The sequence below is a fragment of the Nisaea acidiphila genome, from assembly GCF_024662015.1.
GTDB lineage: Bacteria > Pseudomonadota > Alphaproteobacteria > Thalassobaculales > Thalassobaculaceae > Nisaea > Nisaea acidiphila.
In genome coordinates this window covers 3,692,912-3,715,794 of the sequence record NZ_CP102480.1, presented here as the reverse complement: position 1 = coordinate 3,715,794, position 22,883 = coordinate 3,692,912, and the positions used below count along the sequence as shown (strand labels likewise).

Sequence of the window (22,883 nt, the reverse complement as noted above, 5' to 3'; positions counted from 1 at the left end):
CCCCATCACTCAATAATTCCATCTGTCTAATTAGCCAAAAATCCCAACACATTCAACGATCGCCAAAACGAAAACCATTTTTGTATACAAAATTGGTTGACCGATCACACACCACGAAGTCTTCGTCACCTTTGTTCTGCATATTTATTGGCGCGCGAAGTTAATCATTGGTTCATAAAATAAATGCACCTTAAATAAGGTTTAAAGGGAGAAGTTCGGCTTTTGCAATCTCACGTTGGGGGACCAAACCATGGGACTTGATCGTCTATCCATTGCCCGAAAAATCGGGCTCATCATCGCCGTCGCCGTCATTGCGTTCGCCGCCTTCATCGGCGAGGAGATCGCCAATGAACGGGGCCGCATTCTGCAAACGCACGAGCGGGAATTGCGGTCGATCGTCGAGAGCAGCGCCGCCCAGGCGCTGCATTTCGAGCAAAAGGTCTCCGCCGGAGAAATGACACGCGACGAGGCCATGGCGCTCTGGAAGGAAACCGTCGTCGGTCTCAGATACCGGGCCAACGAGTACATGTTCGCTGTCGATCTCGACGGTGTGGTTTTCGCTCACGCGGTGAAGCCGGCGCTGGATGGAAAGAACTTGATCGAGCTCGAGGATCCGAACGGCTTCAAGCTTTTCGCGGCGATGATCGACGTTGCCAAAGCGAATCCGGACGGCGGCACGGTTCCCTATATGTGGCCGAAGCCGGGCTCAGAACAGCCGGTCGCGAAGCTTTCATATGTCAAAGCGATCCAGCCCTGGAACATGTTCGTTGGCACCGGGGTCTATATCGACAGCATCGACGACGAAATGACGGATTTCATCATTCACGCCGGCATGATCGCTTTTCTGGTGATCGGCGTAATGCTGGCAGCAGGCATCTTTATCAGCCGCAGCATCACCAAGCCGATGGAAGCACTCCGCAATTCGATGGGCTCGCTCGCAGAGAACGATCTCGCGGTCGAGATCCCGGGTATCGGACGGGGTGACGAAGTGGGCGCGATGGCCAAAGCCGTCCAGGTTTTCAAGGAAAATGCCGAACGCGTCGCGGAGCTTGAGCGCAGCAAGGCCGAAGACGAGCAGCGCGCCGAGGAAGCCCGCCGGAAGATGCTTCAGGAAATCACGCATAATCTCGAAAGCACCGTCGGCAGGGTTGCCGGCGAAGTGCAGAATTCGGCCGGAACGGTGCGGAACTCCGCCTCCGATATGCAGGGCTCGGCCGCGGAAACCGCGGATAGCGCGCGGGAAGCGAACGACGCTGCGGGCAATGCCTCCCAAAGTCTCCAGAGCGTGGCTGCGGCAACGGAAGAACTGACGAACTCAATTGCCGAAATCGGCCGCCAGGCCGACCAGTCCGCCTCGATTTCCCGAGCCGCCGCAACAGAGGCCAAGGATGCGAACGACAAGGTTGCAGGATTGCAAATCTCGGCGGAGCGGATCGGCGAGGTCCTCAATCTGATCAACGATATCGCAGAGCAGACCAACCTGCTGGCGCTCAACGCCACCATCGAGGCGGCGCGCGCAGGCGAGGCCGGGAAGGGCTTTGCCGTGGTGGCGAGCGAGGTGAAGTCGCTCGCCAACCAGACCGGCAATGCGACCCAGGAGATCGCCGGGCAGATCTCCGCCATTCAACAGGCCACGAAAGAAGCCGCGGAGGTCATCGGAAAGATCGTCGGGACGATCGAGAATATCGACGAAACCGCGTCCGCCATTGCCGCGGCGGTCGAGGAGCAGGCCTCCGCAACGCGTGAGATCTCCGGCAATGTCGAACAGGTCGCCCGCGCCACCGACACCGTCACGGACAATATCGGGCGTGTCAGCGCGGCCGGCGAACAGGCCAATCAGTCGGCCAACCATCTTTCGGAAGTAACCGTCAGCCTGGGCAATCAGGTGACGGAGCTGCGCGCGGAAGTCGACGGCTTCGTGAAACGGTTGAACGAGGCCTAAATATAGTAGGTCACCGGGGCCGCCTTGCTTGCGGTCCCGGCAGTCCCGCAAAGAAAATCATTAATAGAGATTAACTAATTTACGTGTGTTTCAAATACTTTACGAAATTAGCCGCAAAAATATTTATTGCGGTTCCAGCCCCTCTCAACTACTATATATAGAGTTACGGAACCTGATATGCACGGTTCCACCCCAGTTAGCGGACCCGTAGGGGCAGAGCTTCAATCCTGTGGGTCCAGAGTTCCATCGCCCGCCAAGCGATGGAAGACTGGGGGAGCGGTTCTCTCCCATCCCCGCTCCCCGATTACCCTGTGAAGCTCCTAAGGACGAAGCCTCTATCGTCCGAGACTGGGTGCGTCATCTACTGACGCACCCCTCTTTTTCGAAAAAAGTTAGCGACCTTCGACGCGACTGTCTATGCTTCGCGCCGGTCCAGACGGACTTTTCCTAAAAGATCGTTCCAGAATTCAGAGGAGTCGCCTTATGGCCGGTGCTATCGACGCACGCCTTACCGAACTCGGCATCGAACTGCCCAACGCGGCCGCGCCCGCCGCCAACTACGTGCCGTATGTGATTTCGGGCAAGACGCTCTACATCTCGGGCCAGGTGCCGTTCTGGAACGGCGAGTTGAAAGGCGTCGGCAAGGTCGGTAAGGACATGACCGCGGAAGAGGCGCAGAAGATCGCGCGGATCTGCGCCCTCAACATCATCGCCCAGGCGAAAGCGGCCTGCGGCGGCGATCTCGACAAGGTTGCGCGTGTCGTGAAGGTCGGCGGCTTCGTGAACGCGACCGACGATTTCACGCAGCATCCGATGGTGGTGAACGGCGCCTCCGACCTGATGGTCGAAGTGTTCGGCGACAAGGGCAAGCATTCCCGCTTCGCCGTCGGCGCGGGCTCCCTGCCCCTCGGTGTCGCGGTCGAGGTCGAGGCGGTCATCGAACTCGCCTGACGGCGACGCGTTTGCTTGACGGCTCGCTGCGGCGCACAATCTTTCAAGGATCAGCCGCAGCGAGGTGACCGGAATTGCCGGACGGAGAAGAGAGGACAGAGGCGCAGGCCGCGATTTCCGCCCTTCGCTCGATCCACGAGATCGCGCCGGAGGACTGGGACGCCTGCGCGGGCCCCGAGAATCCGTTTCTCAGCCACGCCTTTCTCTCCGCACTGGAAGACAGCGGCTCGGTACGCGCCGAAACCGGGTGGCTGCCGCAGCATCTTGTTTTCGCGGACGAGACCGACCGGATCGCCGGCATTGTTCCGCTTTATCTGAAAGGCCATTCCCAGGGCGAGTATGTGTTCGACTGGGGCTGGGCCGACGCCTACGAGCGCGCGGGCGGCGAATACTATCCGAAACTGCTTTCCGCCGTTCCCTTCACCCCGGTGACGGGTCCGCGCCTGCTGATCCATCCCGACGCAGAGCAGGACGCGGTCCGCGATATCCTGATCGGCGGCCTGATCGAGATCACCCGGCGTTTCAACGTCTCCTCGACCCATGTGAACTTTCTCCCCGAGGCTCAGTGGCAAGCGCTCGGAGAGGCCGGTTTCCTGCAGCGGGTCGGGCTACAGTATCATTGGGAAAACGACGGCTACGCCGATTTCGACGCGTTTCTGGGGGCGCTCTCCTCCCGCAAACGCAAGGCGATCCGCAAGGAGCGCAAGGCGGCAGCGGAATCCGGCCTCACCATCCGGCAGCTTACCGGCGACCAGATCGAGCCTCGGCACTGGGACGCCTTCTTCCGCTTCTACATGGATACCAGCGACCGGAAATGGGGCTCGGCCTATCTGACCCGCGAGTTTTTCGACCTACTCGGCGAGCGTATGGCGGACCGGGTCCTTCTGGTGATCGCGGAACTGGACGGATCGCCCGTCGCCGGCGCTCTCAATCTGATCGGCGACGACACGCTCTTCGGCCGCAACTGGGGCTGCATCGCCGACTTCAAGTTCCTGCATTTCGAACTCTGTTATTATCAGGCAATCGATTTCGCCATCGCGCGCGGCCTGAAATGGGTCGAGGCCGGGGCCCAGGGGCAGCACAAGATCCAGCGCGGCTACCTTCCCCGCTTCACTTACAGCGCTCACCTGATCCCCTCCCCGTCCTTCCGCGATGCGGTCGCCGATTTCCTCCGGCGGGAGCGGATGCAGATGGAGCATGAGAAGGAAGCGCTCGAAAATCAGTCACCGTTCCGTCACGAGACCTGAACATAGCGCATGGCTGATCTTCGGTAATTTTGCACCGCAGCAACCGAGAATAGGTCAATATATTTTTCAGCAAACACGCAGATTGGCCGCCCCAAGGCGCCATCCGCGACATTCATCAAATGACTAGGGAGTACAAACCATGGGCGACCGTTTCTGCCTCACTCTTCTCGAAGCTGCCGAAATGAACGGCTTCACCAATTCCGAAATGCGCGTTCTCGTCGATCGCCACGAAAGCATCGCGGCCAACGTGAACGGCGCTTGGCGCGTCGATCCGGACGCCCTGAAATCCGTCCTCGACGATAGCGCTTCCTTCCTGCAGGCCGCTTAAGCGCCGCAGCAAGCAGCTACCTGACAAGAAAAAGGCCCGTGCGATGCACGGGCCTTTTCTTTTGCCTGTTTTGTCTCGTCCGGATCCAGCCGACGCGCGGGTCAGACCAGTTCCGGCTTTTTCTTCTCGCGCTTTTTCGAACCGCCGTCGGGACCGCCGGAGCCCTTGCCCCCGTCCTCGTCCGGATAGGCGAAGACCAGTTTGCCGTCCTTCAGGTCGACGCTCACGAGACCGCCCTTCGTCAGCTTGCCGAACAGCAATTCCTCCGCGAGCGGCTTCTTCACATGCTCCTGGATCATGCGGGCAAGCGGACGTGCGCCATAGAGGCGGTCGTAGCCCTTCTCGCCGAGCCAGTTCCGCGCCGCATCGCTGAGCTCGATCGTGACGCCGCGGTCGGAGAGTTGCACCTCGAGCTGCATGATGAACTTGTCCACCACGCGGGCGATGATCTCCGGCGTCAGGTTGCCGAACGGAATGATCGCATCCAGGCGGTTGCGGAATTCCGGGGTGAACATCTTGTTGATCGCCTCGGTATCGTCCCCCTCGCGCTGGGTCCGTCCGAAACCGATCGCCTCCTTGGCGAGGTCCGACGCTCCGGCGTTGGTGGTCATGATCAGGATGACGTTGCGGAAATCGACGGTCTTGCCGTTATGGTCCGTCAGCTTGCCGTGATCCATGACCTGCAGCAGGACATTGAAGAGGTCCGGATGGGCCTTCTCGATCTCGTCCAGCAGCAGCACGCAATGGGGATGCTGGTCAACCGCGTCGGTCAGAAGACCGCCCTGGTCGAAACCGACATAGCCCGGAGGCGCACCGATCAGGCGGGAGACGCTGTGGCGCTCCATATATTCCGACATGTCGAAGCGGGTCAGCTCGATGCCAAGCGCATTCGCAAGTTGACGTGCGACTTCGGTCTTGCCGACGCCGGTCGGGCCGGAGAACAGATAGTTGCCGATCGGCTTCTCCGGCTCGCGCAGGCCGGCCCGGGAGAGCTTGATCGCCGTCGCCAGCGATGCGATGGCGTCGTCCTGCCCGAACACCACGGTCTTCAGATCCCGTTCCAGGTTTTTCAGGACGGTCTTGTCGTCGGTGGAAACGCTCTTCGGTGGGATCCGGGCGATCTTGGCGACGATCTCCTCGACCTCCTTCACGCCGATGGTCTTGCGGCGCTTCGACGGCGCCACAAGCATCTGCGCCGCGCCGACCTCGTCGATCACGTCGATGGCTTTGTCCGGAAGTTTGCGGTCGCCGATATATTTCGCCGAGAGTTCCACCGCCGTCTTCAGCGCATCGGCGGTGAAGCGGACCTTGTGATGCTCCTCGTAATAGGGCTTCAGGCCCTTCAGGATCTTGATGCTGTCCTCGATCGACGGTTCCTTCACGTCGATCTTTTGGAACCGGCGTACCAGCGCCCGGTCCTTCTCGAAATGGGTCCGGAATTCCTTGTAGGTGGTCGAACCGATGCAGCGCAGCGCACCGGATTGCAGCGCCGGCTTCAGCAGGTTCGAGGCATCCATCGCGCCGCCCGAGGTGGCGCCGGCGCCGATCACGGTATGAATCTCGTCAATAAAGAGAACCGCATCGGGATTGCGCTCAAGCTCGGAGACGACGGCCTTCAAGCGCTCCTCGAAATCGCCGCGATAGCGGGTGCCGGCCAGCAGCGCCCCCATGTCGAGGGCGAAGATCTGTGCGTTCTCCAGAACTTCCGGCACGTTACCGTCGACGATACGGCGCGCGAGACCTTCCGCGATCGCGGTTTTGCCAACGCCGGGATCGCCGACATAGAGCGGGTTGTTCTTGGTCCGGCGGCAGAGGATCTGGATCGTGCGCTCGACCTCGAACTCGCGGCCGATCAGCGGGTCGATCTTGCCCGCCATCGCCTTCTTGTTCAGGTCGACGCAATAGGCGTCGAGCGCCTCGTTGCCGCTCTTGTTGACGGTCTCCTGCTTGGCTTCCTCGTCCGCGCCTTCCACCCGTCGGGTTTCGGACTGGCCGTGCACCTTGGCGATACCGTGGGAGATGTAATTGACCGCGTCGAAGCGGGACATTTCCTGTTCCTGCAGGAAATAGACGGCGTGGCTCTCGCGCTCGGAAAACAGCGCGACCAGAACGTTGGCGCCGGTCACTTCGGCGCGTCCGGATGATTGTACGTGGATGACGGCGCGCTGCACGACGCGCTGGAAACCGGCGGTGGGTTTCGCCTCCTCCTCCTCCGTCCGGATCAGGTTCATCAGGTCATTGTCGATATAGCCCGCGAGATCGTTGCGCAGCCGCTCGACATCGACGTCGCAGGCCCGCATGACCGCGATGGCGTCCTGATCCGACGTCAACGCGTAAAGCAGATGCTCCAGCGTCGCGTATTCGTGCTGGCGCTCGTTCGCCAAGTCGAGTGCGCGGTGCAGGCTTTCTTCGAGGTTTTTCGACAGCATGTCTGATCAAGCCTTTTCCAGAGTGCATTGCAACGGGTGCTGGTGCTGACGGGCAAAGTCCATCACCTGCGTTACCTTCGTTTCGGCGACCTCGTAGGTATAGATGCCGCAGACCCCAACACCTCGCTGGTGGACATGCAGCATGATGGTCGTCGCCTCCTCCCTATTCTTGGAGAAGAATCTTTCCAGAACGTGAACGACAAACTCCATTGGCGTGTAATCGTCATTCAGCATGATGACCTTATACATCGCCGGCTTCTTGGTTTTCGGCCGTGCCTTGACCACTACGCCGGTATTGGTGCCGTCACCGATTTTCTTGTCGTCGTCACTCATTCTCAGAACCGTAGATGTCCCGCATCCGCCTTACCGGCGCCCGGATGCTGCACAGGCTAAATAGGCCGCTTCGGGCCGCTGGAAAGCCTACGCAGGATAGCTCGCGCGGCCGTCGACGCTTGCGGGTAGGGTGACAGACATTTCGTGTCGAGCACAAGGTGTTGCAAGCTGAAATCCACATCGGAATTGCATTCTTGCCGTATCGCACAAATACGAAGAGCCCGGCCGAAACGGCCGGGCTCCTGCATTCGGTACCGATTGTCGCAGCCGGTCAGGCGGCGATCGGCTTGGTCAGCTTCTCGAAGGTGCCGGTCAGGCTGTCCTGGATCGGCTTCATTGCTTCGTTGGCCGTCTTGACGGACATCTCGGAGATCTTGGTGAGCTCTTCGATGGTCTTGTCATAGTTCTTCTTGGAAACGTCGTTCTGCAGTTCCAGCAGGTCGCTGACGGTCTTGCAGGCCATCGCGCTCTTGCCGGCTTCGACAGAGGTCTCGACGCTGTCCTGGCTGAAAGCGTAAAGCTCTTTGCCGATGGCTTCGAAGCCCTTCGACCAGACATTCATCGCCGTGACGTAGGCGTCGTAATTCGCCTTGCCGAGGGTGGCGTATTCGTCGTAGCCGCCATAGATAGCCTTCTGGGCCTTCTCGGCATTTTCCTTCATCAGCACAACCGCCTGATCGTAGCTTTTCTGGGCCACGTCCTGAGTCGCCTTCACAGCGGCCTCGACAGTCTCCTTGCCAGCCGCGACCGTCTCTTCAATCTTGTCGGCGGCAGCGGCAGAGGTGGTTTTCTTCGCAACCATGTTCACTCTCCTTGCACATTGTTGACTCTTTGTAGGGGCCGACTGTTCTCGGCGATTGCCGTGACGGGCCCGCCGATCTGTCCCTCGGACACAAACTCGTAGGGGTCGTCCGCGCTCTTATGTTGCACCGCAACATGCCTCTAACATAGGGAATGGCGCCGGTAGGTCAAGATAATATTTTGTGCACCGCACAAAAATCTGCCGCATATCGGAAAAGGCCTTTCCCTCTAACGGCTTCGACGGCAAGAATATTTTGTTACGAAACGGAAGGGGACAGCTTCAGCTCCATGGGTTTAATTTCAATTCAATTACTTATGGACAAAAGCTAAGCTCATACTTAAGATTCTGGAGACTTTCGGTAGGGCTAACCGCACCGCTTCAGGGCGTTGCGAGGGATCTGGGGGAGAGATGACGCGAAGCGTAACAGTGCGTGTCTGCAGGGCATTATGCATGCTCGCCCTCTCCTTCTCGGTCTGGCTAGCCGCCACGGCGACAGCCGAGGCGCGCTACGCCTCCTTCGTCATGGATGCCGAAACGCTGGATGTGCTCTACGCGAAGAACGCGGATACCAGGAACTATCCCGCCTCCCTCACCAAGATAATGACCCTCTACATGCTTTTCGACGCGCTGGAGAGGGGTAAGGTCACGCTGAGCACCCGGATGAAGGTCTCCAAGCGCGCCGCCGGCCAGCCGGAGACGAATATCGACCTGCGCGTGGGCCAGACCTTGTCGGTGCGGGACGCGATCCTCGCTCTGGTCACCCGATCCGCGAACGACGCGGCTACCGTGGTGGCGGAGCATCTCGCGAAGAGCGAGGTCCATTTCGCGATCGCGATGACCAAGAAAGCGCATAATCTTGGCATGACGCGGACCACCTTCCGCAACGCCTCCGGCCTGCCGAATCGCCGTCAGAAAAGCACCGCCCGCGACATGGCGAAGCTCGGCCTGCGGATCCAGCGCGACTTCCCGCAGTATTACCACTACTTCAAGACCAAGAAATTCACCTTCAACGGGCGGACCTACAAGAACCACAACAATCTTCTCGGCCGCTATTCCGGCACCGACGGGATCAAGACCGGCTATACCCGCGCCTCGGGCTTCAACCTGGTCTCCTCCGTGCAAAAGGACGGCCACCACGTCATCGCCGTCGTGTTCGGCGGCCGCACCGCGAAGTCACGCGACAAGCACATGGTTTCGCTGCTCAACCGCGGTTTCAGGAAAGCCATCCGGATCGCGCGCAACCGGGCCCCCGCCCCGATCCCGGTCGCCCGGCCGGTCCCGGGAACGGCCCCCACGGTTCAGCTCGCCGCAGCGCAGAGCGCGATTACCGATGACGTGCTGCAGGGCTCCGCCGGTGGCGGCGATCTGACTGAGGGCGACTGGGGCATCCAGGTCGGCGCCTATTCCAGCCGTGGCCCCGCCGAACAGATGATCAGGACCGCCCGCACGCATCTGAAGGCAGCGCTTGCGGCCTCCACCGACTCCGTCGAGCAGATCACCCGAGACCACGGCACCGTCTTCCGCTCCCGCATCATCGGCCTCAGCGAAGCGGGCGCCCGCAACGCCTGCGCCCTGCTCGCGCGCAAACACGTGCCCTGCGTCCCGGTCCCCGGAGATACCGGCGAGGAAGTCGCCACCATTCCGGCAGGCGGATAAGAAAAGCGCCGCCCGGCATTCCGGACGGCGCCCCCCAAAGTTCAGATCAGGTTTCTCAGATATCCGGTGAAGTCTCACCCACTGCGGTCAGCGCCTCGCGGAGCTGTACCTTCAGCCGTTCCAGACCGTCTTCCGTCTCGGACTCGCAACGTGCCACAAGCACATCCTGCGTATTGGAGGCGCGGAGCAGCCACCAGCCGTCCGGCGTGTTGACCCGGACACCGTCGGCATCGGAGACCTCGATGCCGTCCTTGCCGTCCAGCCAGGCCTTGACCTCATCGACCACCGCGAACTTGCGGGTATCGTCGCACTGGAAGCGCATTTCCGGCGTGTTCATGACCTGCGGCAGCGCGTCCCGGATCGCCGAGAGCGGCTCATCGCGATGGCTCAGCCCCTCGATCAGCCGGATAGCGGCATAGAGCGCGTCGTCGAAGCCGTAATAGCGGTCCTTGAAGAAGATGTGCCCGCTCATCTCGCCGGCGAGCGGCGCGCCGGTCTCCGCCATCTTGGTCTTGATCAGGGAATGGCCGGTACGCCACATCAGCGGCTTGCCGCCGAACTCGGCCACCTTGTCGAACAGCACCTGACTCGCCTTCACGTCGGCGATGATCGTGGCGCCCGGCTGGTCCTTCAGCACGTCCTCGGCCAGCACCGTCAGCAGCTGGTCGCCCCAGAGCACCCGGCCCTTGTCATCGATGACGCCGATCCGGTCGCCGTCGCCATCGAAGGCAATGCCGAGATCCGCCTTGCGCTCGGCCACCTCGGCGACGAGGTCTTCGAGGTTCTCCGGCACGGTCGGATCGGGATGGTGGTTCGGGAAGGTGCCGTCGACTTCCGGGAACAGCACCTTGTGATTGGACGGAAGGCGCATGCAGACCTGGTTGACCGACGGTCCGGCGGCGCCGTTGCCGCAATCCCAGACGATACGGAGCTGACGCCCCATATTGACGTCCCGCAGAAGCCGGTCGACATACCCGTCGAGAATGTCGGCCTCCTCGGCCGAACCCTCGCCGCTCTCGTAGTCGCCTTCCGCCGCGATGCGGCCGAGATCCTGGATATCGGCGCCGAAGAACGGCCCCGTGCCCAGCATCATCTTAAAGCCATTATAGTTCGGCGGATTGTGCGATCCGGTGATCATGATCCCGCCGTCGGTCTCGAGCGCATAGACCGAGTAATAGAGCATCGGCGTCGCGCAGCCGCCGAGCCGGAAGACCTTGAGGCCGCATGCCATCAGCCCCTCGATCACCGCCGCTTCCATCTCCGGCGAACTCACCCGCCCGTCCCGGCCGACCGAGACCCTCGTGCCACCGTTGCGGACCACTCGGGTTCCAAACGCGCGCCCGAGGGCGCGCGCGTCATCCGCGGTCAGGGTCTCGCCAATGACCCCGCGGACATCGTACTCACGCAGAATGGTCGGCGGAAACTGATGCGCGCTCATTTCGGAGCCTCCGCTTCTGTTGTACCGCGTCCGACGCAAACATATTCGAAGCCGGCTTTCCGCATGTCTTCTGGATTGTAGACGTTGCGCAGATCCACCATCACCGGCTGCTTCATCAGCTTCTTGGCCCGTTCGAGATCGAGCGCCCGGAACTCGTTCCACTCGGTGACGATGGAAACGGCGTCGGCGCCGTCCATCGTGTCATAGGCGCTCTCGCACATCTCGACATCCGGAAGCATCTCGCGCGCTTCCCGCATGCCTTCCGGATCGTAGGCTTTCACCTTGGCGCCCGCAGCCTGCAGGGCCGGTACGATGTCCAGGCTCGGACTGTCGCGCATGTCGTCGGTATTCGGCTTGAAAGTCAGGCCAAGCACGGCGACTGTCTTGCCGGACACGGAGCCGCCGCAGGCCGAGATAATCTTCTCGGCCATCTGCTTCTTGCGCTTGTCGTTTATATCGACGACCGTCTCGATGATGCGCAGCGGCGCCTTGTAGTCCTGCGCGGTTTTCACCAGGGCCAGCGTGTCCTTCGGGAAACAGGAGCCGCCGTAGCCCGGCCCCGGATGCAGGAACTTGCGCCCGATCCGGCCGTCGAGGCCGATACCGCGGGCAACGTCGTGCACGTCCGCGCCGACCTGCTCGCAGAGATCGGCGACCTCGTTGATGAAGGTGATCTTGGTCGCGAGGAAGGTGTTCGCCGCGTATTTGATCAGCTCGCTGGTCTGCAGCGTGGTGAAGACGATCGGGGTCTCGATCAGGTAAAGCGGCCGGTAGATCGCCCGCATCACTTCCTGGGCCCGCTCGCTCTCGGTGCCGATCACCACCCGGTCCGGGCGCATGAAGTCACTGATCGCTGCGCCCTCGCGCAGGAACTCCGGATTGGAACAGACGTCGAAATCCGCGTCCGGCCGGGTCTCGCGGATGATCTTCGCAACCTCACGTCCGGTACCGACCGGCACCGTCGACTTGGTGACGACGACGGTATAGCCGTCCATCGCCTCGGCGATTTCCTTTGCCGCGCCGTAAACGTAGGACAGATCCGCATGGCCGTCGCCCCGGCGGGTCGGGGTTCCGACGGCGATGAAGACGGCATCGGCGTCCTTGACCGCCGATTTCAGGTCGGTCGTGAAAGTCAGCCGTCCGGCCCGCACATTGTTCGCCACCAGATCGTCGAGCCCCGGCTCGAAGATCGGAATCTCTCCGCGATCGAGGCGGGAGATCTTGACCTCGTCCTTATCGACGCAGACGACGTCAATGCCGAACTCCGAAAAGCAGGCTCCGGACACCAGGCCGACATAGCCGGTACCGATCATCGCAATACGCATGAATTCGCTCCGTTATCAGGCGTAATTCTTCAGAAAAGCCCGGACGGCATCGGCCATGTCCGGTCGGTCGAGGGCAAAGGCGATATTGGCTTCGAGAAAGCCGACCTTGTTCCCGCAGTCGTAGCGGGTGCCTTCGAAGAGATAACCATTGAAGGGCTGCAGGCCGAGCTGGCGAGCCAAAGCGTCGGTGAGCTGGATCTCGCCGCCCGCGCCCTTGTCGAACCGCGCCAGGTCCTCGAACACTTTCGGCTGCAGGATGTAGCGGCCGACGACGGCATAGTTCGACGGCGCGTCCTCGGGCTTCGGCTTCTCGACAAGGCCGCGCACCTCGATCATCCGCCCCTTGGTTTCGCCCGGGGCAATGACGCCGTAGGACTGGGTCTCTTCCTTCGAGACCTCCATGATCGCGACCATGTTGCCGCCGACCTCGTTATAAGCGTCGACCATCTGCTTCAGGCAGCCGGCACCGTTCAGAATCAGGTCGTCCGCGAGCAGCACGGCGACCGGCTCCATGCCGACGAAGTTCCGCGCACACCAGACCGCGTGACCGAGTCCGAGCGGCTCCTGCTGACGGGTATAGGAAAACTGGCCGGGCGACGGGATCGTCGCCTCGACGACCTTGAGCGCGTCCTTCTTGTCCCGATCGGTCAACATCGATTGAAGCTCAAAGGCATGATCGAAGTGGTCCTCGATCGCGGACTTTCCGCGTCCGGTCACGAAGATGAACTCTTCGATCCCCGCCGCGCGGGCCTCTTCAACGGCGTACTGAATGAGCGGCTTGTCGACAACCGGGAGCATTTCCTTCGGCATCGACTTGGTCGCCGGAAGAAAGCGCGTGCCAAGCCCTCCAACCGGGAAGATCGCCTTCCGAACCGGCACTGGCATATCTGATCCTCAAATCGTTATCTGGATACGCCGCTCCGCATATCTGTTTTGGCGGAGCGCATGGTTATTGGCACATATCCGGCAAAATCCGCAAGGTTCGCTTGGCTCAATGCCCGAGCAGAACGTCTTTCGCCTCGTTGATCTGCGCCGCAAGGTAGTCCGAACCGCCGCGGTCCGGGTGATTGACCATCATAAGCCGCCGGTGCGCCTCACGAATCGCGGTCTCGTCCGCTCCTTCCTCGAGCCCGAGTATCTCCAGTGCCCGGGTCCGGCTCATGGCGCCGGAATCGTCATCGCCCGGTCGCTGCCGCGCGCCTTCCCCCGCTTCCGATCGCCAGTCCGACCCGTGGGCAGAATCGAGATAACTCTCCAGCACCGCGACCGATTGCGGATCGTTGCGGCTGCAATCCTCGAGCAGTTCCAGCAGTTCGTGAAGCGAAAGCCGGGAAAGGCTCGCTCCGGTGAAGCGGCCGCGCAGGATCTCCCCGTCGATCCCGCCACTGTCGTGGTCGAGGGTCATGGCGAGAGTCGCGGTGCGCACTGAGCTGCTCTGCCCAGACGAAGGGCCACGCGCCGCCTTGACCGCATTGCGGAAGCGGCCGAACAAAGCGCTCGCCCGCAACAGAAAGGGCACGCCGACAAGCCCCGCGTACATCAACCAGTCGAAGCGCCGGAAAATGATGAGCGCGACCAGCGCGAGCGCACCGAGCACGATCGCAACCCATTTCGCGGTCGAGCGGATCTTCGCAGGGTCGGCGTTGAGGAACCAGTAGCCGATCAGTCCGAGTCCGACGGCAACGCTGGCACCCAAGATCAGGAATTGCACGTGGTTCTCCTCCCGTGCTCCGGCATCAGCGCCCGAAACGGTGGGTCAACTGTAAGGCGGCGCCGCCGCGCCGTTCGGAAAAATTCTGCAGGGCCTTTCGGCCGCCGGCTGCATAAACCGCTACCGCACCGAGCAGATCGCGCAATTGCTGCGCGCTGCTGCCGTCGAACGGACAGCACGCGCCCTTGGTCAAACGCGCTATCTGCTCGAACGCCCGCCGCGCCAGAGGGTCGCCGCCTTCGTGAAAGACGAAAACCGGCACGCCCAGAACACCGAGCTCGCCCGCTTGATAACACACGGCGTCAATATCCTCCTCGAAGGCATCCCCGACGAAGACAACGGCCTGTACGCGCTCCTTCTTCGTCTCGGCGATGACATGCTTCAAAAGGCGGCCGATCTGAGTCTGCCCGCCAAGACAGAACACCCCGGTCATTTCCCGGAGCAATTTCGCCGTCTCGGTCAGCCACGGGCTAGCCTTAAATTCTCCGAACCCGCGGTAGTAGGCGAGTTGTACGGACAGTCCGCCCAGCGCCGAGGTTTCCGAAAACATCTCGCCCTGGATCTGGCAGGCCCGGTCCCAGCTCGGCTCGCGGCTCGCGGTCGCATCCATCGCGAAGACCAGTCTGCCCGGCTTCTCCGACGGCGCTTGAGCTGGCCGCGCGCGAACCTGGCGCAAGAAGGCGTCGATATCGGACTGGCTCGAAACCGCTCCGCCCTGCCGCTCCTGTCGCTCCAGAGTGCCTTTGTCCTTATTGCGCGTGCTCATGCTGGCCGTTTCACATCCTCTTCGCTTTAGCATTATGTTGCATTGCCGCCGCCGGATTCCAGCCTGCGGCCGTTCGAATTTCCGTCTGTCGCAGGGAGATGGGCATGGACTTCGCAATCCGGGCACTTCAAGAGAGCGATGCCGAACGCGTTGCCGAGATGGCGGCCGAACTCTCGGCACACGAAGGGATGCCACCACCGCCCTTCGGTCCGGACGACGTGCTGAAGTACGGTTTCGGCCTCTCCAAGAGGTTCGACGGAATTGTTGCCGAGTCGGGATCCGACCTGATCGGCTACACGCTCTTTATCGACAGTTTCAATGTCGGCCTCGGTACGCCCGGCATTCATATGCTGGACCTTTTCGTCGAGAACAGGGCGCGCGGAAGCGGTGCGGGTCGTGCGCTGATCGCAGCGGTGGCAGCGGAGACCATCGCCCGCGAAGGGGCCTGGCTGGTCTGGCAGTGCCTGCCGGCCAACAAGACCGCAATCAATTTCTACCACCATATCGGCAGCCGACAGTATCAGGCCGCCGATTTCGAACTCAGCAGCGAGCGACTGACAGACCTCGCCGCCGCATCGAGCTGGCGCTGACGCCGGGTCCGGCTCAGGCGCTCCCGGGCCAGATCAGCTCAAGCCGGATGCCGCCGGGTTCGCGGAACATCATATGCTTGCGCGGTCCTCCGCCAAGAGGCTCCGGCATGAATTCGACGACGACGCCCGGCCACCCCCTCACCCGCCCGGCGATAGTATCGAGGGCCTCCTCGCTCGGCATTTCCATGGCGAGGTGATGCAGGCCGATATTGGCACGGCGGTCGAAATCCACCACCTCATTGCTGTGATCGACCTGCCAGAGGGTGAGCCGCAGGTTCCCGTCCGTCACCGCATTACGCGGATAACTCTCGTCCCGCGCCAGCTCCTCCCAGCCAAGCACCTCAACAAAGAAGCGCGTTGTCTCATCCAGATCCCGGACCGAAAGCCCGAGATGGTTCAGTCCGACGGTCTCACTCATGAAATCCACTCTCGGATCAGTCTTCGGAAGCATCTTCGCCCATTAGGGGCGGCGACTCGATCGCCTCGTATTCGGCAGACCGGTCATGCGGGGTGGGTGTCCGGTTCGGAAGCTGCAACGCATTTAACAGACCGCGCACCTCCTGCCGGGCGGCGACATGGGAGAGCTGGGGCTTGCCGCTGTCACCGATCTCGAACACGTCCAGCATGGTGAGCCCGCGCAGGAAGAGTTCGCGGAAAATCACGCGTTCGCTGAAACCGGGCGCGACGCGGAAACCGATCCGCTTGGCGAGCACACCCACGACCCGCTCCATTTCCTGCTTGTTGCGCGCGGCCAAGCTGGAAAGCCGGTTGCGCATCACAATCCAGTCGAGGCTGCCCCCGTCACGCACCGCGCGCTGCTTGCGCGCTTCCCAGACCATCTCGGCATAAACGCTGGGCTTGATGATCTCTCCGGTCTTGCCGTCCACGTTCGCGAGCATGTCGAGATCGATGAAACTGTCATTGATCGGCGTCACCAGCTTGTCGGCGTGCCCGTGGGCGACACGGCCGACGTAAGTGTCCGTTCCCGGGCAGTCGACCACAACGAAATCGCATTCGGCGCGAAGTTTCTTCAGCACCGCTTCGCAACGCTGCCGGTCCTCGGCTTCCGCCTCGGAACGGTTAGGCTTGCTGCTGCGGCTGAGAAAGACATGAATCGGCATCGGCAGGTCGATGCCCTCATTCTTCATCGAGGCAGCGCGGTTGGAAAGGTAGCGGGTCAATGTCCATTGCCGCATGTCGAGATCAAGCGAACCGACCTTGAAGCCGAGCCTGAGAAGCGCCACGATCACATGCATGGAGCCGGTCGATTTTCCGGATCCGCCCTTCTCGTTGCCAAAGACGATCACCGTGGCCGGATCGGCCGGGCCGAGCGGCGCCGGCGCCGCTGGAGACGTCCCTTGGGACTGGTCGCTCACTTCTTCACCTCGCGAATAGACCGTCATCGGTTCTTATCCTCGGCGCCGGAGCGCGTAAAGGGCGAAGCCGTGCTATCGGGCAAGTCTATAGTCGCGCTCCCGTCTTCGCCGGAAGCACCGAGCGCTCGTATTGTTTGCCCGCAGGCCGGATGCATTCGAGACGAACGAGGTTTCGAATTCTCTTACAAGCCCATGGCAATCAACAGATCCCGGCCCTGGGAGTAGGCACGTCCAGCGGCCCGATTTCGACTGCGGCACGGTCGTGGGATCTGTCATCTGACAAGTGCGAGTATGAGGCTCGCAAGCCGTCACCAATAAATATGAAAATTAACCATAATCATGCATTCGCACCCAAATTGGCAAAAAAATAGGGGTCTATGACACGATTCGACGCTTTTTGCTTCTTTCCCGCGCCTGACAGCGCATACGCCAAAATCCAGATCGCCGGTTTTCTATTTTTCGAACATTTTTCCACGCGGCGGCCTTCACGGAAGCCCCGGATTTCCGTCAACTATCGGCACCATTTGGTGTGGGAGGTGGTGATGAATCTAGGAACGGACGGCCAGATCGCCCGGTATACCGGCGACATTCATACATTGCTTTACAATCGCGTCGGCAAGATCAGCAAAGCGATCGGTCATGACGACCCGAACTCGCCGGAAGTCGGCCTCTGGGTCTTCCTGCCGTCGGAGCAGGACATGGATCCGGTACTGGTCAGGCGCCGGGACTGGGAAGAGGCGCTTCACTAATCCCTTACGGAAAGGGCTGTCGATTTGACCGGCAATATCACGTTGCCGGTCAAATTTTTTGTTCGGAAATCTTAAAAATAGCGAATCAGCGTCAGACTGACGAAATCGTCCCGGTCGTATCCGTGAAGCGGATTTCTCTCATCCGTGTTGACGAAGAACCGCGCCACGGCTTCTACCTTCCAGGCATCTCCGATCCGACGCTCGGCCTCTAGCGAAAGCAGAGTCGAACCGTCCTCGTTGTCGACGACCGCGCCTGCGAGGAGCGAGCTGTCGTCCACATCGTTCAGAGTCAAACGCGCACCAAGGAAGGTGTCGTTATTGGCAAGCACGCCGGGCGCGTCGCCACCCTCGTCCCGGCCGTCATACTGGTACTCAGCAAGAAAACCGAGATCCATGTCGGTCTCGGCGATGCCGAAGAGGGTGTATTCGAAGCCCGCGACGGCGGCACCGAAATAGTCGCCGTGGCCGGCCCTTCCGATCGCCTCAAGTTTCCAGAGCCAGGCATCGGTGGTGTATTGCAGGTCGAGGCCGGTTTGGTCGATCAGGTCGTAATGCGGCGTCAGGTTCACCGCGTCCGAGGGATCGTTCTGCAGCAAACGCGGTTCCCGGCTGGTGCCGTGGAAATGGGATAGCCCGATATCGAAATCGCCGATCACATGGGCCCATCTGAGCGCAATGTCCGGATTAAATTCCTCTGCGTCTGAATCGTAGCTCGCGCTGCTGTCGACGCGCACACCGCCGCTGAGACGCGCGCGCCGGTCGGGGAAAGTCCGCTCGCGGAAATACGGCATGACGAAGAGGCTGGTGGTGCCCCAGTCGCGCGGCACCGCGATCTGAACCATGGGCTGGCCCAGCTTGTCCTCCTGATCGATATCTTCAAGCGCATCGCTCTGGTTGATGATGTCGACCAGGTGACGGGATTCGGTCACCCCCCAGAACACCTTGTCGGCACCAACCACGAGATCGTAGCCCTCGCCGATGTGCAGCCAGTTGGCCTCTCGAAGATCGGCATGCGTGCGCCGGTCGTCATCCCGGTCGAGCCGGGCGAAGGGGACCAGGGTCAACCGGTCGTCTCCGCCGTTCCAGTCGGCGGTGAACTCGGGCTCAAAATAGATCGAAGGGCTGACCGCCCTATCGCGCTGGACGGGAAAAGCCGGGCTGTTCGGGAACAGCCTGAGCTCCGCACCGACCTCAAGCGTTGCGTCGAAACGGGGCTCCTCGGCCACGGCAGGCAAAGAAGCGGCGGCGAGGCAAAGCCCCGCCGCCCATTTGGAGAAGGACCCGGCAGTCATTGCACGCGCTTCAGCCGGTTCTTCACGAAATCGTCTTCGGAAAGTCCGACCTGGAAGCTGTAATCCTCGAAGGTCAGCGTGGTCGACTTGCCAGTCTGGTGATTGACCATATCCATCCGGTGCGTCCGCCAATACTGTCCGCGATACTGCTTGTAGTCGAGCATCAGCAGGGTCTTCAGCAGCGCGTCCTTGCGGTCATAGAACTCCAGCTTGCGCGGCTGGTAATCCTGCTTGTCGATCCAGCTGATCTGTTTTGTGTAGCCGGAATGCTCGTAAAGCGGGGTGCGCTCGACCACGAAACACTCTCTATCCGGCGCCGCCTCGCCGCAGGCCTCATCACGAAGCCATTTGTAGGCATAGCGATCGACTTCCTGGCTCACCAGGTCCTCGTAGGCGAACTCCGAGCCGACGAATGGGCCGGACTTGTTCTTCGAGGAGATCCGCTTCACACGCTTTAGCGCGGGCAAGTAGAGCCACTGGTCGTCGGGATCGAGAATCTTGGTGTGGGAGAGGAAGGCGGTGCCTTCGATATCCCTGGGCTTGTAAAAGACGGTGATGCTCTTGTCGCCGGCCTTTCTTTCCGGCACCTCAAGGGAGCGCAGGCGAAGATCCCGTACACTGCTCTCCCCTTCGGCATTGCGCAGGGTCATCTGCATGACGACGTCGCTGTCCCCCCATCCGAGATCCCGCCGGTCGGTTTCCTCGGCTATAGCGAGGCCTTTTTCTTCCGGCGTTTCCGCGTAAGCCGATTGCAGTACCGGACTGATGGCGAGGACGGTCAGGGCAAGAATGCGCTTCAGTTTTCCCATTGTTCCTACTCCGCAGCTTGAGCAAGGGGAGCCTTCCCGGCTTCCCGTTTGTTGCGCCGGCCGTCCAGCAGAAGAAGCAGGGCCGGCAAAAGGAGGAAGTCGATGACGATGGCCATGACCAGGGTGATTGCGGTCAGCAGCCCCATCGACCCGTTGATCTTGAAAGTCGAGAGCGAGAGCACTGCGAAACCGGCCACCAGGATCGCGGTCGTCACCCAGAGCGCCGTCCCGACAGTCGAGAAGGCGTAACGGACCGCATCTTCCGCATCGTTCCCCTTCTCGACCCTGGCCCGCCGGTATTTCGAGAGGAAGTGCACGGTCGCATCGACGATAATGCCGAGACTGGTCGCCGTGACCACCGAGGACGCCATGCCGACCTCGCCGACCGTGAGCCCCCAGAGGCCGAAGGCCATTGCCGCCGGCAGGAGATTCGGGGCGAGCGAGATCGCGCCGAGTTTCACGCTTCGAAGTGCGATGGTCAGCGTGAGGGAAATCAGCACGAAGGCGAGAAAGGTTCCGGTCAACATGCCCTCGATATTGCGCTCTGCAATATAGGCGAACATGACGAACGGCCCCGAAGCCCGTGTCTCGGCCGCGCTAGGGAAGTTCTCGGAGAGCCAGGCCGACGACTCCTCGTCGAGGGCGCGGAGCTCGTTGGTCGTGATGTTCTCCAGAGTGGCGATCACCCGGACGGCGGACTTGTCGACATTGACTTGGTTGTTGAGATCGAGACCGAACGGCAGCGACATCTCGAAGAGCAGCAAATACTGCGCCGCGAGATCGCGTTCCTCCGGCAGGCTGTACCAATCCGGATTGTCGCCGTGCATGTTCTTGTTCAGGCGCTTGAAGATGTCCGTCAGGGTCTGGACATGCACCACCTCGTCCCGCGCACGCAGGAACTCGGTGAAAGCCTGAAGCCGCTCCAGATAATCCGGATCGGAAACGCCGCCGCTGCCGGCTGCCGGTACGGACCATTGGGCCTGGTAGATCCCCGAGAGGTGCTCCATCGCCCAGTCCGTGTCGTTGCGGAACGGGATGCTCTCGTCGAAATACTTAACGAACTGGTCGTTCAGCTCGATCCGCGGAATGAAGACGGCAAAAAGCGCGACGAGCGCCAGCGTTCCGAACATCACCTGGCCGCGCCGGGCGATGACGAATTCGGCAAGCCGCTCCATCGCCGCGCCGCCTTCTTCGGCCCGGACCTTCACGCGCACCGGCAGCACGGCCATCAGAGCCGGCAGAAAGGCGATCGAGAAGAACCAGGCGGCGACGACACCCATCGCCGTGATGTTGCCGAGATCGCGGAACGGCGGTGCGTCCGAGAAATTCAGGCTGGCGAAGCCGATCACCGTGGTGAGGCTGGTGAGGAAGACCGGCTGGAAGTTGATCCGGAGGCTCTCCACCAGCGCGGTGCGCTTTTCCAGGCCGCGCCGCATGCCGTGAAACATGCTGATGAGGATGTGCACGGAGTCCGCGATCGCCAGTGTGAGGATGATGGTCGGCGCGGTTACCGACGGTGGTGTCAGCTGAATGCCGACCCAGCCGGCAAGCCCCATCGCACTCATGGCGGAGAACGCGATTACGGCCAAGGTCGCGATCGTCCCTGAAACCGAGCGCAGCAGGATCGCCATGACTAGCAGCAGCACCCCGTACATGATCGGAATCAGGGTCTGCATGTCCTGCTGAGCCGACACGGAGAAAGAATTATTCAGCGCCACCGACCCGGTCACCGCGAGGGTGATGTCCGGATGCGCCGCCCGGAACGCGCCGACGACCTCATCCACATAGGCCATCGCTTCCGGTGTTTCGGTCAACTTTTTCTGCGGCAGCGTGATGGTGATGTTGACCATCGTCGTCCGCGCATCGGGAGAGATGATACGGTCGATGAGCAACGGCTCAGCCAGAGCGGCTGCCCGGATCCGGTTAATATCCGCACCGTCGAGCGGACTGTCGCCGGGAACCAGATCGTCGACGATCAGGTCGTCCTGCTCCGCCGTGCTGTTCTGGAAGTTGGTCAGACTGTCGACCCGCGTAGCATAAGGCGTCTTCCACGCCTGTTCCGTCAGAGTCCGGATCGCCGAAAGCACTTCCGGTTGGAACACTTCCCCCTCGTCCGGCTGCAGGACGAGGGAAATATTGTCTTCCTTCAAATAGATGCGCTGCAGGCTTTCGAAGGCCTGGAGCTGCGGGTTCTCTTTACTGAAAAAGACCCGGTAGTCCGTCGAGAAAGTGAGAAACTGCCCACCCGCCGCAGCGGCGAACGCAATGAGAATGGACGCGGCAATCACCGCCCAGCGCCACCGGATAAGCCATTGGGCGTAATCCGTCACCCAATTGGACTTTCGCATAGCGGAACGCTCTTCCGACATAGGCCCCTCCTACGCGCACGAAACGTGCTATTGTATTGGAAGCGATACAAACCATCTACACTGCACAGTGTAGTTTCCGTAAACTAGGTAGTGTACTGGACCACTTCAAGAAGCAATGGCGCAGGCTGAGCAGATTTTTTCGGAAAAAGGGCCGTTGACCGAGAAACAGCGGCAAATCGTTGACGCGGCCTGCAAGCTGTTCACGGAACAGGGGTACGAAGTCACCTCGATGGACAAGGTGGCGGCCGAGGCCAATGTCTCGAAGCGGACGGTCTACAGTTACTTCGAGAGCAAGGAGGACCTGTTCTGCTCGGTTATGAGCGGCCTCTGCCAGGGTTTCGGAGAACCGACGCCGGACGACATCGATTTTTCGGCGGATTACCGGACGGTTCTGGTGCTGAGCGCTCAGCTCATTCTCTCAAAGGTCACCGACGTGGAAAAAATGCGCCTGATGCGCACGGTGATCGGCGAGGTCGAGCAGTTCCCGCTGATCGGCCAGACCTTCTGGAACGAAGGCCCCGGCAAGATGCGGGACGAGTTGGCGGACTATTTCCAGGCCATGCAGACCAAGGGCCTGATGAAGAAAAGCGACCCGGTCATCGCGGCGGCCCAGTTCCAGGGCATAGTCGCCGGCCCATTTATGATCCAGACCCTGTTCTCCGGCTCCTGCGACTGGAGCCGGGAAGAGGCCTTCGCGACGATCGAGGACGCGGTCGACGGCTTCATGAAGGCGCACGCGCCGGAATAGCAAACTCCTCCGGCGCGCAGAG

21 protein-coding genes are annotated in these 22,883 nt (G+C 61.2%); 8 read left to right on the top strand and 13 right to left on the bottom strand.

Features of this window, described 5'->3' with window-relative positions; translation table 11 throughout:
• Positions 1–250 precede the first annotated feature (250 nt).
• From NUH88_RS17350 to NUH88_RS17335, 4 genes are all read left to right on the top strand, one after another.
• Positions 251–1,942: a methyl-accepting chemotaxis protein gene (locus NUH88_RS17350; protein WP_257767659.1), complete on the top strand. Its 1,692-nt coding sequence runs from the start codon at positions 251–253 to the stop codon at positions 1,940–1,942.
• A gap of 483 nt (positions 1,943–2,425) precedes the next feature.
• Positions 2,426–2,893 (top strand): RidA family protein, encoded by a 468-nt coding sequence (locus tag NUH88_RS17345; RefSeq protein WP_257767658.1) that lies wholly within the window; start codon positions 2,426–2,428, stop codon positions 2,891–2,893.
• A gap of 74 nt (positions 2,894–2,967) precedes the next feature.
• Entirely contained in the window at positions 2,968–4,140 is a 1,173-nt protein-coding gene (locus tag NUH88_RS17340; RefSeq protein ID WP_257767657.1) for a GNAT family N-acetyltransferase, read from the top strand.
• A gap of 139 nt (positions 4,141–4,279) precedes the next feature.
• Positions 4,280–4,468, top strand: coding sequence for a hypothetical protein (locus NUH88_RS17335; protein WP_257767656.1), 189 nt, complete (start codon positions 4,280–4,282; stop codon positions 4,466–4,468).
• Between the two features lie 101 nt (positions 4,469–4,569).
• On the opposite strand, the gene clpA is transcribed toward NUH88_RS17335, so the two are convergent.
• The 3 genes from clpA to NUH88_RS17320 all read right to left on the bottom strand — a co-directional run bounded on the left by clpA (position 4,570) and on the right by NUH88_RS17320 (position 8,032).
• Complete coding sequence (gene clpA / locus NUH88_RS17330; protein WP_257767655.1) at positions 4,570–6,897, bottom strand: ATP-dependent Clp protease ATP-binding subunit ClpA; 2,328 nt, start codon at positions 6,895–6,897, stop codon at positions 4,570–4,572.
• Positions 6,898–6,903: 6 nt separating this feature from the next.
• Entirely contained in the window at positions 6,904–7,230 is a 327-nt protein-coding gene (gene clpS, locus NUH88_RS17325; protein WP_257767654.1) for an ATP-dependent Clp protease adapter ClpS, read from the bottom strand.
• Positions 7,231–7,501: 271 nt separating this feature from the next.
• Entirely contained in the window at positions 7,502–8,032 is a 531-nt protein-coding gene (locus NUH88_RS17320) for a phasin family protein (protein ID WP_257767653.1), read from the bottom strand.
• Between the two features lie 450 nt (positions 8,033–8,482).
• Between NUH88_RS17320 and NUH88_RS17315 the strand changes: the two genes are divergently transcribed.
• Entirely contained in the window at positions 8,483–9,688 is a 1,206-nt protein-coding gene (locus NUH88_RS17315) for a D-alanyl-D-alanine carboxypeptidase family protein (RefSeq protein ID WP_257767652.1), read from the top strand.
• 55 nt (positions 9,689–9,743) lie between these two features.
• On the opposite strand, the gene pgmG is transcribed toward NUH88_RS17315, so the two are convergent.
• The 5 genes from pgmG to NUH88_RS17290 all read right to left on the bottom strand — a co-directional run bounded on the left by pgmG (position 9,744) and on the right by NUH88_RS17290 (position 14,928).
• Positions 9,744–11,126, bottom strand: coding sequence for a phosphoglucomutase/phosphomannomutase PgmG (gene pgmG / locus NUH88_RS17310; protein WP_257767651.1), 1,383 nt, complete (start codon positions 11,124–11,126; stop codon positions 9,744–9,746).
• Positions 11,123–12,451: a UDP-glucose dehydrogenase family protein gene (locus tag NUH88_RS17305; RefSeq protein WP_257767650.1), complete on the bottom strand. Its 1,329-nt coding sequence runs from the start codon at positions 12,449–12,451 to the stop codon at positions 11,123–11,125. The genes pgmG and NUH88_RS17305 overlap by 4 nt, the downstream gene beginning before the upstream one ends.
• Positions 12,452–12,466: 15 nt before the next feature.
• Positions 12,467–13,336, bottom strand: a complete 870-nt coding sequence (galU, locus tag NUH88_RS17300) for a UTP--glucose-1-phosphate uridylyltransferase GalU (protein WP_257767649.1) — start codon at positions 13,334–13,336, stop codon at positions 12,467–12,469.
• A gap of 106 nt (positions 13,337–13,442) precedes the next feature.
• Positions 13,443–14,162: a J domain-containing protein gene (locus tag NUH88_RS17295; protein ID WP_257767648.1), complete on the bottom strand. Its 720-nt coding sequence runs from the start codon at positions 14,160–14,162 to the stop codon at positions 13,443–13,445.
• A gap of 25 nt (positions 14,163–14,187) precedes the next feature.
• The gene (locus NUH88_RS17290; protein WP_257767647.1) at positions 14,188–14,928 is read right to left on the bottom strand and encodes a VWA domain-containing protein; all 741 of its coding nucleotides are present in this window, start codon (positions 14,926–14,928) and stop codon (positions 14,188–14,190) included.
• Positions 14,929–15,032: 104 nt separating this feature from the next.
• Here NUH88_RS17290 and NUH88_RS17285 point away from each other — a divergent pair, with 104 nt between their 5' ends.
• A complete protein-coding gene (locus NUH88_RS17285; RefSeq protein ID WP_257767646.1) occupies positions 15,033–15,518 on the top strand; it encodes a GNAT family N-acetyltransferase in 486 nt (161 codons plus the stop codon).
• Between the two features lie 13 nt (positions 15,519–15,531).
• On the opposite strand, the gene NUH88_RS17280 is transcribed toward NUH88_RS17285, so the two are convergent.
• Both NUH88_RS17280 and NUH88_RS17275 read right to left on the bottom strand, forming a co-directional pair.
• Positions 15,532–15,936: a VOC family protein gene (locus tag NUH88_RS17280; RefSeq protein ID WP_257767645.1), complete on the bottom strand. Its 405-nt coding sequence runs from the start codon at positions 15,934–15,936 to the stop codon at positions 15,532–15,534.
• 16 nt (positions 15,937–15,952) lie between these two features.
• Positions 15,953–16,921, bottom strand: coding sequence for a division plane positioning ATPase MipZ (locus tag NUH88_RS17275; RefSeq protein WP_257767644.1), 969 nt, complete (start codon positions 16,919–16,921; stop codon positions 15,953–15,955).
• A gap of 515 nt (positions 16,922–17,436) precedes the next feature.
• Here NUH88_RS17275 and NUH88_RS17270 point away from each other — a divergent pair.
• Positions 17,437–17,643 carry a hypothetical protein gene (locus NUH88_RS17270; protein ID WP_257767643.1) on the top strand — a complete coding sequence of 69 codons (207 nt, stop codon included), beginning with the start codon at positions 17,437–17,439 and terminating at the stop codon, positions 17,641–17,643.
• A gap of 71 nt (positions 17,644–17,714) precedes the next feature.
• Here the strand turns inward: NUH88_RS17270 and NUH88_RS17265 are convergent, their stop codons facing one another.
• The 3 genes from NUH88_RS17265 to NUH88_RS17255 are packed head-to-tail and all read right to left on the bottom strand — an operon-like array spanning position 17,715 to position 22,092.
• Positions 17,715–18,935 carry a hypothetical protein gene (locus tag NUH88_RS17265; RefSeq protein ID WP_257767642.1) on the bottom strand — a complete coding sequence of 407 codons (1,221 nt, stop codon included), beginning with the start codon at positions 18,933–18,935 and terminating at the stop codon, positions 17,715–17,717.
• Positions 18,932–19,744: an outer membrane lipoprotein-sorting protein gene (locus NUH88_RS17260; protein ID WP_257767641.1), complete on the bottom strand. Its 813-nt coding sequence runs from the start codon at positions 19,742–19,744 to the stop codon at positions 18,932–18,934. Before NUH88_RS17260 ends, NUH88_RS17265 begins: the two co-directional genes overlap by 4 nt.
• A 5-nt stretch (positions 19,745–19,749) precedes the next feature.
• Complete coding sequence (locus tag NUH88_RS17255; RefSeq protein ID WP_257767640.1) at positions 19,750–22,092, bottom strand: efflux RND transporter permease subunit; 2,343 nt, start codon at positions 22,090–22,092, stop codon at positions 19,750–19,752.
• 175 nt (positions 22,093–22,267) lie between these two features.
• On the opposite strand from NUH88_RS17255, the gene NUH88_RS17250 reads away from it, so the two are divergent.
• On the top strand, positions 22,268–22,861 hold the full coding sequence (locus NUH88_RS17250) for a TetR/AcrR family transcriptional regulator (protein WP_257767639.1): 594 nt from the start codon (positions 22,268–22,270) through the stop codon (positions 22,859–22,861).
• The last annotated feature ends 22 nt before the right edge of the window (positions 22,862–22,883 follow it).